Source organism: Microvirga terrae, from assembly GCF_013307435.2.
GTDB classification, from domain to species: Bacteria; Pseudomonadota; Alphaproteobacteria; order Rhizobiales; family Beijerinckiaceae; genus Microvirga; species Microvirga terrae.
The window spans coordinates 3862727-3876910 of the sequence record NZ_CP102845.1 but is presented as its reverse complement, the minus strand read 5'-3'; the positions used below and the strand labels follow the sequence as shown (position 1 = coordinate 3876910).

Sequence of the window (14184 nt, the reverse complement as noted above, 5' to 3'; positions counted from 1 at the left end):
CCTTGTGTCACAAGGACATGAACTGGATCGGTGACCACGTGCAGCAGCAAGTAACCCGTATGTGACCTGACTCTGGACTTGAAGCTCAACTTACGAAGATTATGAACGGAAGCTATAGAATATGAACGCTGGTCACAATAACATGCCAGGGGATAACGTCATATTGCTCTTCTACAAGGAGTTCGAAGCCGATAAGTTCATCAAGTATGACCGGTATCTCAAACGTATATTGAAGCCGATCTATCACAAGTTTCATACGAGGCAGAAGAAAACTGGCTTCGCGGTGTCATTTTCTTTGCTTCACCGTGCGCTTGTGCAAGCTGGATATGATGTGCGAATTAACGATTTCACATTTGCGCGCCAGCATCTCGAACATCCCGTCGGCCTCGTTGGGTTCCCGACCATTCTCGAGGGGTGGGATCTACCCAATCCCGCTCTGCTTGGGCCTTCGCTATACGATCATCCCGGGCTCGCACCGAACCTCATGCAAGATGAACGGTTCCAAGGCTACCTAGTCCTTGCTGACTGGATGCGGGACATGTTCAAGCCAGTGTATGGCGATAGATGCACGTCCTGGTTTGCAGGTATTGATACTGAGGAATGGCCGGATACACGGAGTGCTGCCAAGGACATCGATATATTAATCTATGACAAGATAAGATGGGATCGATACGTCTTCGAGCCGCATCTGCTTGCGCCAATCAGGAGCAAGCTCGCCCAACGAGGTTTGCAGGTTGCGGAACTTCGATACAAGTTTCATGACCACCGAACCTATCAGGACATGCTGCGCCGTTCGAAGGCCATGCTGTTCTTGTGTGAGCATGAAACCCAGGGAATTGCGTATCAAGAGGCGCTAGCCTGCAATGTACCCGTTCTGGCTTGGGATTTCGGAATGTGGGCCGACCCACTCTGGAAGATCTTTAGTCAAACACCGATTCCGGCATCTTCAGTCCCGTTTTTTTCCGATCGCTGCGGCAGGCGGTTTCGCGTCCTTGCAGAGTTTGACAACTGTCTGCAAGATTTCTTGGATAACATGGACAGCTACGAGCCCCGTCAGTTCGTCTCAGAAAATTTGAGTCTGAGCCAATCCGCACATTTATATGCATCACAATATTTCTCTCTCTTGAAGAGGCATACGGCGCGTTCGCCCGACAGGGTCTCGTAATACCGGTAGTCGGTAGCTGGATCGTGTCCCTTGGCGTGGTGTAACTGACGGCGGATCACCACGATCCCCAGCCAGAGCCGGGATGATCAGATTGCCACGGCAGGCAAGCTGACCAGCAGATCATCGCTCATCGGCGCCATGGTTTCCAGCGTCAGATAGCGGGCGCGCTGCACCGCCCATTCATCGTTCTGTTCCAGCAGGATCGCACCCACCAGCCGTCGGATCGCCGCCTCATTCGGGAAGATGCCCACCACATCGGTCCGGCGCTTGATCTCGCCGTTGAGCCGCTCCAGGGGATTGGTCGAATGCAGCTTGGTCCGGTGCGGAGCAGGAAAGCTCATATAGGCCAACACATCCGTCTCGGCTTCATCCATCAGGCCCGACAGCTTCGGCAGCTTGGGACGCAGTTGGTCGGCAACTTGCCGCCATTGCTGCCGGGCGGCTTCTGGCGTGTTCTGGGCAAAAGCCGTGGCCATGAAGGCTGACACCACCCGCCGGCCGCTCTTGCCCGCATGCGCCAGGGCATTCCTCATGAAGTGCACCCGACACCTCTGCCAGGTGGCACAGAGCACCTTGGACACGGCGCCCTTGATCCCCTCATGCGCGTCCGAGATCACCAGCTTCACGCCGCGCAAGCCGCGCCGCGTGAGCGTTCGCAGAAACGCGGTCCAGAAGGGTTCCGCCTCCGAGGGGCCGATGTCCAGGCCCAGCACCTCGCGCCGGCCATCGCTGTTGACCCCCACCGCCACGATCACGGCCACCAAGACGATGCGCCCGTTCTGGCGCACCTTCACGTAGGTGGCATCGATCCACAGGTAGGGCCACTCGCCCTCGATCGGCCGCTCCAGGAAGGCATTGACCCGCTCGTCGATCTCCTCGCACAGGCGGCTCACCTGGCTCTTGGAGATGCCGGTCATACCCAAAGTTTTGACGAGATCATCGACCGAGCGGGTGGAAATGCCCTGGATGTAGGCTTCCTGGATCACGGCGGTCAGCGCCTTCTCGGCCATGCGGCGCGGCTCGAGAAAGCCCGGAAAGTACGAGCCGGTGCGCAGCTTGGGGATGCGCAGTTCGACCGTGCCGGCACGGGTGTGCCAGTCGCGCTCACGGTAGCCGTTGCGTTGGGCCAGACGCTCCGGGCTCTTCTCGCCATAGCCAGCGCCGGCGAGGGCACCGACCTCCAGCTCCATCTGGCGTTCGGCCGCAAAGCTGATCATCTCGCGCAGCAGATCGGCGTCCGGGGTCTTCTCGACCAGGCTCTTGAGGTCCATCATGGGATTGGTCATCGGGGGTTCTCTCGGGTGCAGGTGGATGTCGCAACCCAACCCTAACCGGAAATCGCCGATGACCACCCGCCCAGCGCCCGGCCCGCTACGGCGCTATTGAGGCGCGCGGGCCGACCGCTGTGCTTCCATCGAGCTACACCACGCACTGGGACCTATCCCGGTAGCTGATCGGGTTGCCTATGCGATTGTGCAGGTGATTGAATGCAAGGGATTCAATGTCACCGTACACGTCATACGTGCAGTCGGTCCAACGGCCGACTGCGTACCGTCAAGTAAGGTGCTTGAAGAGTATCTCCACGCGCAGGTTAGGAATATTCTCGATCTGGACGATGTACTTGTCCAAGAGCCAAGAGTATGCATGAGCTTCATGTGCCGCGATTAGCGACGAAGCGTTAACTTCGGTGCTGCCATTTGCGTCGCTAAACTCTGCTTTATTTGTTGCGGCGGAGTCCAACTCGCCGCGTCGAGCGAAGCACTGCCTCGTTGAAGCATTGCTTTGTAATGTACAAAAGAACTGGCATGCTCATCGTTGCGGTCTGGATCAGATCAACCGGGCGTCGTTCTTTGAAGCAGTCGATGAACTGAACCCAAGCGGCTCTCTCCTGAGTCGAAATGAAGTGGCGTCTGAGTGCTTTCTGCAGGCGCTGATTGCCGCGAGCCCGCAGCCAAGCTGCTTGATCGACCGCACACAATTTGAACAGGTCTGCTGCTCTGTGATCGAATGTTAAAGATCCATCTCGCACTGAGTAAATGTAAGTTGCCTCTGGTACCGTGATCCAACGTCCGCCAGCCAGAAGGGCATCGACGTAAAATGCGTAATCTTCTGCGAAGCGCATTTCCTCATTATAATGGATGCCTTTCTCGACAAGAAATGCTTTTCTCACAATTGGCTTTAGAAAACCATATCCGCAGCGTGGCTGATGTGGATTTGGCATGTTGCCAAGAACGAACGCTTCGCCATCAATGGACGGAGGCAAGCCGCCGGTCCCAAACATCGGACCGATAGTTGCTCCCCCCGCCTCATCGAACAGCAAGAGGTCATCGCAGACGAGGTCAGCCTCAACGCCGTTTCCAGCCCGGGTAACATACTCCAACCGATTAGGAGCATACCAATCGTCGGCATCCAAAAGGGCGATCCACCGGCCTGTCGCTGCGGAGATTCCGGCATTTCGTGCAGCAGAGGGTCCCCGGTTGGTCGGAAACCTAATCAGCTTGATTTTAGAGCTTCCCGCTTCGTAATCCGCGACAATTTGAGTCGTATTATCGGTTGAGGCGTCATCAATAACGATAACCTCGATGGCATCCAGTGTTTGGTGCAATGCCGATTCGATTGAGCGGCGAATGAAGTCCTGCCCATTCCGAACAGGAATGACAATGCTTACCTCAGTCATCCTTTATTCATCCGCAAGGTGCGCCTATCTCCGAGTGGTGCCTTGACGCGTCTCATTCTCATAAGTTGTTCGACATAGTCGTGGGTGTCCGTTTCATCAACGAAAAACCTCCGGGGCTTTGCCATAACGGCAGCGCGCAACTTTGAATAGCGTTTGCCGTCAAGGTCACGGATGAAATCACAGACACTTTGCTCAAGTGGCTGCGGGAACGCCTGGCCGAGCTCGTGCTCCGCGACCATTCGCGCTGTCGTCGTTCCTTGTCTAGCAAGACCGACCGCACCGAAGTAGCCACCTTCATACAATCGGTTGGGGAGAAGCCAGTCAGAGTTCGCACCTGCATCGGTGAAGTCGACGGACCAGCTGAAGTGTACTTTCCCATAGATGGTCGCAAGGTCCTCTGGGCTGGCATAGGGACCTTCAAAAATTATATTCGGACGCGCATTGACGACCTGCGAGAACTCCGTCTCACTGATGTCTTCTCGTGACAACCGCCCGCGTATATAAATTTTTACAGTTGAGCCAAGCTCATCAGCAATAGCTGCAAGGATATTGAGGCTTTTACGGCACCGGAGAACCCCAAACCACCCGATGACCCAAGGGGCGGCTGCCGGCAGTCCATCTGATGATTTTGCATATGCTCGTGGCGCAGAGTCAACTTGGCTTGCAGAGATTTTGTTTTCCAACAGGTACCGAGGACCGCCATACCTCTGAAGGGGCTCGAAATACTCCTTCACAAAGTCTGGTGACGAGATCAGAAGCAGGTCAATTCTTCTGAGAAGCAGGCGCTCAACCCCGCGGATAAACGAAGCCGTCCAGCCTTTTCCAACGAAGATCCGTTGCACATCGAGCACTTCATAGACTACTCGCGCCCTAGAGCCACATATGAACCGGGCAGCCAAGGCAAGTGCAAGCATATCAATATTGCGAGCCTGGATTATATCGACCTCACGTAGGACCCGCGCGTGACGCACGGCCGCGATAAGTCCAACAGCAAGTGGTACAAGTCGCCGGAGGTAGTTGCGGTCAACGGTAGTTCCCAGCGGAATGTTGTCAAAGGGCACCGACGCACGTTCGGCCTGGTAGCGACGAGAATATGTAAAGGCCACAATGCGACAGCCATTCGCCTGTAACGAGGAAATTCTCTTTTGAACGGCTGTTTCCCGGGCGTCATGTCCAAAATAGGCAATGGAGAGAGCTTGCTCAGGATCAGCGAGCCTCGTCATGTGTCTGTATCCTTATAATCTAACGAGCGCAGCGGCTACCGCGGCCCATCGGAGGGCGTGCTTTTCAGCGGGGAAGTGGAATGCGGCGGAGTATCGTCCGGCGTGCCGTCCTTGGTCCTTCGATATACCTTTACGTAATCAACTTCCATTGTGGATGGGAACGGTGTTGCCGCATCGGGATCGCCTGGCCAGTGACCACCGATAGCAAGGTTCAGGAGGAGGTACATTGGTTTTGCCGAAACACTCGGGCTAGAAAAGCGGTATGTTTCTTTGCCATCTACATACCAGATCAACTTGCCCGGTTGCCAGTCAACCCCGTAGCTATGAAATCCGGTCGAGAAGTCGCTCCCCGAATAACTGGTGCCCGCTTTTGCTCGTTTGCCTGAGGTGTCGTTGAAATGATAAGTTTGAACAGCTTGTGTGGTGCTGCTTCCCAGCACTTCCATGATATCAATCTCGGGAGGCCAAGAGCCATCGATTGGAAGCAGCCAAAAGGCGGACCACAGGCCTTTACCCTTTGGTACTTTCGCCCGAACTTCGAAATAGCCATAGGCTTGGGAGAATGAGCTTAAATCCTGGCAGCCAACACCCTTTTCCCATTTGTTGCACCCGGATGACGTAATCATCCCGGAAGAATACTCCAAATTGCGCACTGCACTCTTGCACTGGCTGGCTAATACATTGCCCTTTGCCGCAACAATCTTCAGAGTGCCATCGCTTTGCTCCAACGAGGTCGGCAGATAGCATTGCTTTTCACCGTTCGCAGCTAGGGTTTGATTCCCCCACAAATCGGACGTTTTCCACTTCGTTATATCAAGACTGCTTGCGTTGAAATCGTCTTGAAACACTATCTCCCAACCTGCGCTGCAGGTCTGCGGAGCCAAGATCAACAGTAAGAGCGTAAGGGCTCCGCTGCACCCGAGGAGGCGACGCGGAGCAATTTCTGTCATCAGTCTTAAGCTCTTCACTTGTAAGCCCCTCTTCCGACCCAAGGGGCCTTGGCGGCGGTTTGTGTAGAACTGTTGCGGGTTTCCGGCAACAGTCAATAAAGCCATCTTGGTTGTTCGGTCCGGGTTGTTTCTCGCAAAATTTTGCCGATTAGGGGTTCCAGCGTCTCCGCAGGCTTAGAGCCCCAGAATTCTGCGCCAGACACCATTTCCTCCTCGTGCCTCTAGGAACTGACAATAGCCCTTATAAGGCGATAGTTCCTTTTCGTGCAAAAGGGGCTGAAGTCCCGTTCGGACAAAGATAAATGTTTAGCTATAAAACTGGAACCGAGACTGCGGTTTCGGAGCATTTGTGAGTTCAGCGATAGGGGAAAAGCTATGACCCAACTTGAACGCAATGCTGCACTTGTATAGGAATGGCGCCGCTGAATTTTGCCCCTAAGGTCACGTGACAGTATCCTGAACACGTGGGTATGTCTGACAAGCTGGGTAATGATGAGTTGGGTCGCTTATGTCAAATGTTTTATCGTTGCCCTTACTCTGTCTAGGTTCCGCGCCGCAAGTTCCTCCAATAACACTGATAGTTCCAGTCTTGAATGAAAGCGTCTTCATAGAACGGTGCCTATTATCACTGCTGCCGCAGATCCGGGCTGGAGTTGATGAGGTCCTCGTGATTGACGGTGGTAGCAGCGACGACACATGTGACATTGTTCTGCGCCTCCAGTTGCAGCATCCCGAACTCCGTCTGCTTCATAATGCGAAGCGTCTACAGGCTGCAGCTGTCAATTTAGGTGCAAAGGCTGCTTCTCCCCAATCGAAGATCATCGTTCGAGCAGATGCGCACGCCGACTACCCCTCGAACTTCATTGAGCTTTGTGTCTCTAGCTTGATAAGACAAGGAGCGCATTCTGTTGTTGTGCCGATGCAGGCTCAAGGACGGACAGCCCTGCAACGAGCGATTGCCTGGGCGCAGAACAGCCTCATCGGAAACGGTGGTTCGTCGCATCGGCGCGCTGACTCTGTATCTAAATTTGTTGACCATGGTCATCATGCGGCCTTTCACCGTGAGGTTTTCCTCTTACTGGACGGTTACAACGAAGGGTTCACACATAACGAGGATGCGGAGTACGACTACCGCCTGCGATCTCTCGGCGGGCGGATTTGGATGTGCACCGAGGCTTGTATAATCTATTTTCCTCGTCGAACATGGCGCTCTTTGGCGATCCAATATTTCAACCATGGGCGCGGCCGTGGCCGCACTCTTCTGCTGCATCGGCAGACGCCGAAGCTGCGACAGATTGCGCCAGTTCTGGCCTTGGCTGGCACGGCCGGAGGCTTGCTTCTTGCTCTTGTCACGCCTTTTGGGTTGCTCTTTCCGTTGGGATATACAGTGACGTTGTTGGGGGTATCGATCACGCAAGCTGTCAAGCATCGTGATATCGCACTCCTTGCTACAGGGCTGGCGGCCGGAGTCATGCACTTGAGTTGGGGGGTAGGCTTTATAAGGGCGCTTATGGACGGTTTCGTCGGCCTGCGCCGTAAGTCCCTCGTGCGCATCTCTGCTTGATTTGTAGGGCATTTATGACCAAACCTCACATCCTGCGGGCTTTCGATCGCTTGTACCGGTTCAATATGCTTAACGCTTGAGGTCCTCAGTGCTGTATCAACAAACCAATCGAGGCCTGCGGAGTGCGGCAGAGGAGGGAAGAAGCGATGCTGTTGACTGGGCCGATGTAATACGGTTCGCAAATCTTGCCAAATGGCCAGTGGTTATCTGTGCTGTACTGTTTGCGGTTGCCGCATTTGTATATACGCTCGTCGCCCAGCCTCTCTATACCGCAAGCGCCAGTATTGTTCTCCAGAACCAGAAAGGTCTTGTGATCAGCAAGGAAGCCAACGGGTCGATTCCCATGGACGTTGGCGAAATCGAAACGCAGATGGAGATGATAAAATCTGAGAGGGTAACGGACGAGGTCATCCGCACGACAGATGTCGATCGCCTCCTTACATCTGTTAAGCAAGACCAGACCCGTTCGCTCCGTCAGCTCCTCACGAGCTGGATTGGGTTTCTAGGCGCACAAACTGACGACCACTTTGAGGAAGAGGCCTCAGAGCTTGCACGAAAGCGTAACTTGGTTCGTCAGGGATTATCTGTAAACAGGCCAGGATTGTCCTATGCTATCCAAGTGAATTATGTCGCCCGTGAGCCCGAAGCTGCTGCTGTCTTGGCGAATGCCTATGTGCAAGCCTACATCGCTGAAAGGCACAACCAGCGCCGGGACGCCGTCAAGGTCGCGACAGCTTGGATGGAAGAGCGTGTGTCTCAGCTCCGTACGCAGGCGGAGCAGGCCTACACGGCTGCTGAGGAGTACCGCGAGGCCAACATAGGGGTTCGCCCTGGAACAACTGCTGACCCATCTGGCGAGACTGCTGATCAGCGTCGGGTTAAACTTAAGCGCCTCGAGAATGCAGCTCAGACGCTTCAAAGCACCTACGAAACCTTTTTTCAGCGGCTGGCCGAACTCACCCAGCAACAAAGTGCTCCTGGCTCCGATGCTGTTGTATTGAACACAGCCGAAGCTCCCTCCGCGCCGAGCTTTCCCAAGAAAAAGCTCACGCTGGCTCTCGCTCTCATCGCAGGCGCTGCTGCTGGAATTGCTGGAGCGCTAATCCGGCATCTGATTTCAAAGCTTTTTGTGTCCCCACAGTATCTTCAGGCGGCCGGCCTGCCGTATTTAGGCAGTATCCCGGCTGTATCATGGGCACAAAAGCATGCCTCACAAGATGGTCTCCGTCGCTTTTTGCAACGTCTGGGGCTGGGGCCCCGCGCGAAGGAGTACGCAAGATCCCAAAGCAAGTCAGGGGGCGAGCGCGCTATTCTCGAGAGCGCCGACTCCCCGTTCAGTACAGCCATTCTCAATATCAAGGTTGAGCTTGATCTCGCCGGTCTAGGGCGCAACATTCATACATTAGGAGTTGTATCGACCGGGCCCAGTGACGCGGCTTCGGTAGTCGTAAGCAACCTTGCTCTTCTGGAGGCTCTGCAGGGTAGTGCGCTTCTGGTTGATGCAGAGGGACGCAATTCGCAGTTGTTCCAAGCCCTCGCACGACCCGGCAGCCTGGGTGTTGTTGATGCGATTACAAGAGGGGGCGAACTCAGTGCGGCATTGCAGCAGGACAATGAGACTGGCTTGTACTTTCTCCCCTACAACGCGCAACCCGGCTTGAACCTCCCTATCGCTGCAGTTCCTTCTCGGCAGTTGAGCCGTTTGTTTGAAGCGGCTAGGGCGCAGGCAGAGGTAACGATCGTTCATGTTCCCCCTATTGCTTCTGCGGCCACAAAGTCATTGCTGCCATACTTGGATGCGTTACTGATCCTGGCTGAGACGGGACAAACCGGGACTCGTCTACTGATGGACGTGGTTAAGGAGATTGAAACCCGTGGTGGGAATGTAATGGGCGTTGCACTTTATGAAGGCACTGGTCAGGATGACCAAGGCCAAAGTTGGCTTCACGTCCCGCTTCTCAGAAAATTACGCACTCTTTCAGCTTCTGTCTCCTGAGCAGGGCAGTTGAAGATGCACCCTCGCGTTTCGATCATCATTCCCACTTACAACGCGGCCGCGCACATTGGCCGGGCCCTGCAATCAGCCCGTTTACAGACGATTGAGGACATCGAGATCATTGTTATTGATGATGGCTCTTCCGACGCGACGGCAGAGATTGTGGCGCGCGTTGCTGACGCGGATTGCCGCGTCCTGTACATTGCCCGTCGACAGAATGGTGGGCCCTCCGCTGCCAGAAACGATGGAATCGAGAAGGCGAGCGGTGAGTGGATTGCCGTCCTTGATGCTGATGACGAGATGGCGAGCAATCGACTCGAGCGCCTCCTTGAACTCGGCGGAGCTACATCGGCAGATATCGTTGCTGATAACATTATCGTTAGCCCGGAGGCTCATTATGCAAAAGGGCATCATAGAAAGGGTCGGCCAGCATTGCCCAGCAGTGGGCTTCCTTACCATTTCAGCGTCGACGCAGTCGAATACATCCGCCGGAATATGATGCTCACTTCAGGCTTCAAACTCGGCTACCTGAAGCCAATGTTTCGACGGGATATGCTCAGGGCGAGTGGGCTCTTTTATGACACCGACGTGCGAATTGGCGAAGACTACCTTTTATGCCTCCAAGCACTTCTAACAGGCGCTCGTTTCGTTGTAACATCAGAGGCATTATACCGGTACTGGGTGAATCCCGGATCCCTTTCGTCTAAGCTGACCAAACGCGACATCCTCGCCTTGCAGAAAGCGCAACATTCGGTGGTCGCATTGTGCACAAATGAGCCGCTGCGGCGCCAGCTCGCGGCTTATGACCGGCATCTGATCGAACTGCTCATGTACACAGACTTTGTCGAGACCTTGAAGCACGGGCGCTTGCACCAAGCTGCAGCATCTGCCCTATTAAGGCCCCGATTGTGGCGTCATATCATTCGCGGTGGATCAGAGGCAATCACAAAGCGGGCGCGTCGGATCTTCCTCGTTTGAGGCAGATTCTCATGGGCCTCGTCCTCGCTCTCAGTTCTGCGATACCTAATGTAATAAACTTGCTCATAACAGGTTGACTGCATAATCTGCGCTGCTAATCCGAACGGGTTAGTCCCTTCGAATTGCATTGCATTTTATGCAAATTTTAAGTAAGTTCTGTTCAAGCGAGAAGGGCATACGCCAAGCCTTCGTCATTGAGCGCTCACAACAAGAACGATGAATGAGTGCTCATTGAATCCTCCCGCAAACAGGATATTGGCGACAGCACTCTCAGGGGGTTGATGAAATCATGGGTGGGCAAAACGGGCAGAGCGGCCGTACGGCCGCAGACTCCTTCGCATGGGCTGCAGAGTGCCCAAAGACTGCTTCCACGACTTTAGCGCGCCCTGTTGGCGGCTTCACAAAGCGCTCATTTGACGTGACACTCATTGTGGCGGGTTTCATTCTTCTGTGGCCCCTTTTGCTTCTGATCGCGCTGCTTGTTCGCAGCTCCGGCCCCGGTCCTGTAATTTATCGACACAAAAGGATTGGGTACGGTGGCAGGGAATTCTCCTGTCTTAAGTTTAGGACTATGTCGGTTGATGGTGAGCGTATCCTCGAAGAGCATTTTCGGCAGTTCCCGGACGCGCGCAAAGAGTGGCAAGAAAGCCGGAAACTGCGACACGATCCTCGGATTACCCGCATCGGGTCGTTCCTGCGGAAGTCTAGTCTGGATGAGCTTCCGCAACTGCTGAATATCTTGTGCGGAGACATGAGCTTGGTCGGACCCCGCCCAGTTGTTCGGGATGAACTGGTAATGTACGGTCCGTCTGCAGCGCATTACCTCCGAGCGCGGCCAGGCCTCACCGGTGCTTGGCAGATCAGTGGCAGGAGTGATACGACCTATAGCGAGCGCATTGCTCTTGATGCAGACTATGTGCTGCGGTGGTCCTTCATCTCAGACCTTAACATTGTTGTCCGCACCGTCCCTGCGGTTGTCTTCGCCAGCGGAAGCCGCTAAGAACAATTATTGCCGTCCCATGCTCAGGCGTCCAAGGCACCGCATGAGGCGTTCACCCTCGTGACAACGCACCATGAGGGCTGTTGTATCTGCGTCCTGATGTGTCGACTGCTCGTATCGGATTTCAGATCTTGTACTAGAATGGGCTGGACTTCATGCTAACAGGCTAACACAACGGTGAAGCATAGAAATGACCAGTGCTGTCTCAATCGGAATTACGACATACAACCGGCCTGAGCAGCTTGGGCTCCTTTTATCGGCATTGGATCGACAGGTTCTCCCGCACGATCTCGAGAGCCGGATCAAAGTTGTGTTGGTCGATAACAGCCCTGATTGTACAGCGAGAAACGTTGCGGAATCCTACTGCCACACTGGTCGCTTCCCATTAAAATACATTTCAGAGCCGTTGAAGGGCTTGTCGAAGGCGCGCAATGCCGCCCTGGCAACCGCTTTGCCCGACTCGGAGTTCATCACTTTCATCGATGACGACGAGGTGCCAACGTCCTCTTGGCTCGCAGCTTTAGTTGGAAAACTCATTGAATCCAACGCAGCTGCCGTTGTTGGCCCGGTGCAGCCCATTTTCGAGGGCGTAGCGCCAACGTGGATCTCAGGCGGACAATACTTTTCGAAGAATCTCGCAGTAGAGTGTGGCTTCGTTCGCGAAGGGTACACGTGCAACACCGCTCTAAGGGCATCCGTGCTTAGAAAGCTCAATCTATGGTTTGATGAGGCTTTCGATCAAACTGGCGGCGAAGATACAATGTTTTTCGACGCCCTCAAGAAGGCAGGTGAACAGATCGCTTGGGCTGAGGATGCACTTGTTCTTGAGTGGATCCCGAAAAGCCGCACAAACCTATCATGGATGGCTCGAAGATGGTATCGGACGGGCGGAACGGAAGCAAACCTCGGACGCTTCAGGCCCTTAGGAGTTGCTGGCCGAACTGTCAACTTCTTGCGCGGTTGTGTTCGGGTCGGAATAGGCGCCCTACTGTTGCTGCTATGCGCGCCGTGGTTTTGGTTCCGGCGAGGTATGGTTGTCCGGGTTTTAACAATGATATGTAGAGGTGCTGGGCTTGTCTCGAGTGCTTTCGGGAAGCAACATCAAGAGTATGCGCATCCGGCCTACCATTGACGCAAATTTGAGCATAGCCCGATTATGGATTTTTACTACGATATCAATGTTTGCTCGGCAGCCCAAGTACGTAGCACTACATGACATGAGCCAGCAGTCGCATTCGGCAGACAGCGGGATCGGTTGGGGTGAGGTTAATCTTCTGCCGCTCAAGCGCGCGACTCCAAGCCTCAAGAATGCGCCATCTGTGGAAGACTCAACTCTACTGGCTCGTTTGCCTGCCTGGGTTGAACAAGCATTTTGGTGCTTTCTTGTCGCGGTTGGCTTTGGTGCCCTCCAAAGCTACTCAGGTCTAAGTCGGGTTGCGTGGCTTATCGCAGATCTCTTCGTTGTTGGCTGCTTTGTTCAAGCCTTTAGCCAGTATCTCTCAGTCTCCGCACGTGCCTGGCTGTTCTACTCTTGGCCTGCTTTAGCAATCACGTCTTGCCTCTGGTCTCTCGTTCCGAGCCTCAGCATTTATCATGGACTGCAACTTACGGCGACAGTAATGGTCGGCGTTGTCCTGTTCACGAGGTGGGGCTTCCTCGGGACAATACGGATCGTCTTTTTAGGCTTGTTATCCGCAGTATGCCTATCCTTTATAGATGGACAAAGGGATCAGTTCGGAAATTTGATTGGTGTTTTTGGGCACAAGAACCAACTAGGTGGTGCTGGAGTTGCGCTCTTCTTCACATCGATAGTGCTGTTCATGCCCCGCTGGCGCCTCGTGTCTTTGCTCGGGACGATTGTCGCAGTTGTCGCAGTTGTGTTCAGCCACTCCGGGACTGCACTCCTTAGCTTGGCACTCGCTGCCTGCACACTTGCAATGGCAGTCATTTGGATTATGAGTCGGTCGGTGTTCCTTATTGCAATTGCAGTGGCTGCCGTACTGATTTCCAGCATTGTATATGCTTTATCTATTCAGAACCTTAGCATTGTAGATGAAGCTCTACGCTTACTTGGCAAAGACGCCACCCTAACCGGCAGGACTGTGCTGTGGCGGTACGGGTGGCTTAGCTTCATGGATCACTTCTGGCTGGGTGTAGGTTACAAGGCGTATATGGCATCCCCGCTGACCACTAGCACCCTCATTCAATATATTCTGCAGCAAAGACTTCCATATCTCCACAACAACTGGTTGGACGTTGCTGTGGACTTGGGTATTGTTGGCTTGGGCATGTTTGGAGTGGTGGTATGCCTCACAATCATAAGAATTATAAACGTATTTATTCGTTATCGAACTATATTGTACGCGTGGTCTCTTTGTTTTCTTGCGAATACATTGATAGCTTCTCTCGCTGAAGGTTCATTGTTTTACAATCACAGTATGACCCAAGTATTGATCGTTGTTGTATACTTGAACGCGGTTGTCAGTACTGTGCGAACTCGAGGTTAGGCTCGAGACTCGTTACTCATCGTAGAGGTATAAGACCATATGTCCGCTTGTGTTGAGGAGGTGGCTCGCCCTGCTCGGTGCCTCCGAGGGTTGCTCGGATGGGCCGAGCCGATCCTCACCGCAG

General features: G+C 54.1%; 11 protein-coding genes. 7 read left to right on the top strand and 4 right to left on the bottom strand.

All coding sequences use genetic code 11. The features are described 5' to 3' along the window. Positions 1–121: 121 nt before the first annotated feature. On the top strand, positions 122–1165 hold the full coding sequence (locus HPT29_RS18175) for a glycosyltransferase (protein WP_173947164.1): 1044 nt from the start codon (positions 122–124) through the stop codon (positions 1163–1165). 86 nt (positions 1166–1251) lie between these two features. Here the strand turns inward: HPT29_RS18175 and HPT29_RS18170 are convergent, their stop codons facing one another. From HPT29_RS18170 to HPT29_RS18155, 4 genes are all read right to left on the bottom strand, one after another. Then, entirely contained in the window at positions 1252–2451 is a 1200-nt protein-coding gene (locus HPT29_RS18170; RefSeq protein ID WP_173947165.1) for an IS256 family transposase, read from the bottom strand. A 431-nt stretch (positions 2452–2882) separates the two neighbouring features. Continuing rightward, positions 2883–3842, bottom strand: coding sequence for a glycosyltransferase family 2 protein (locus tag HPT29_RS18165; RefSeq protein WP_173947166.1), 960 nt, complete (start codon positions 3840–3842; stop codon positions 2883–2885). Next, on the bottom strand, positions 3839–5065 hold the full coding sequence (locus HPT29_RS18160) for a glycosyltransferase (protein WP_173947167.1): 1227 nt from the start codon (positions 5063–5065) through the stop codon (positions 3839–3841). Before HPT29_RS18160 ends, HPT29_RS18165 begins: the two co-directional genes overlap by 4 nt. Before the next feature lie 35 nt (positions 5066–5100). After that, on the bottom strand, positions 5101–5913 hold the full coding sequence (locus HPT29_RS18155; RefSeq protein ID WP_173947168.1) for a glycoside hydrolase family 16 protein: 813 nt from the start codon (positions 5911–5913) through the stop codon (positions 5101–5103). A gap of 691 nt (positions 5914–6604) precedes the next feature. On the opposite strand from HPT29_RS18155, the gene HPT29_RS18150 reads away from it, so the two are divergent. The 6 genes from HPT29_RS18150 (at position 6605) to HPT29_RS18125 (ending at position 14060) form a co-directional block, all read left to right on the top strand. Beyond that, positions 6605–7579, top strand: coding sequence for a glycosyltransferase family 2 protein (locus tag HPT29_RS18150; RefSeq protein ID WP_259060150.1), 975 nt, complete (start codon positions 6605–6607; stop codon positions 7577–7579). A gap of 88 nt (positions 7580–7667) precedes the next feature. Further along, positions 7668–9575, top strand: a complete 1908-nt coding sequence (locus tag HPT29_RS18145) for a tyrosine-protein kinase domain-containing protein (RefSeq protein WP_173947170.1) — start codon at positions 7668–7670, stop codon at positions 9573–9575. Between the two features lie 15 nt (positions 9576–9590). Beyond that, positions 9591–10553: a glycosyltransferase family 2 protein gene (locus HPT29_RS18140; RefSeq protein ID WP_173947171.1), complete on the top strand. Its 963-nt coding sequence runs from the start codon at positions 9591–9593 to the stop codon at positions 10551–10553. A gap of 289 nt (positions 10554–10842) precedes the next feature. After that, on the top strand, positions 10843–11553 hold the full coding sequence (locus HPT29_RS18135) for a sugar transferase (protein WP_173947172.1): 711 nt from the start codon (positions 10843–10845) through the stop codon (positions 11551–11553). A 190-nt stretch (positions 11554–11743) separates the two neighbouring features. Next, positions 11744–12685 carry a glycosyltransferase family 2 protein gene (locus HPT29_RS18130; protein WP_173947173.1) on the top strand — a complete coding sequence of 314 codons (942 nt, stop codon included), beginning with the start codon at positions 11744–11746 and terminating at the stop codon, positions 12683–12685. Between the two features lie 85 nt (positions 12686–12770). Then, a complete protein-coding gene (locus HPT29_RS18125; RefSeq protein WP_173947174.1) occupies positions 12771–14060 on the top strand; it encodes an O-antigen ligase family protein in 1290 nt (429 codons plus the stop codon). Positions 14061–14184: the final 124 nt, after the last annotated feature.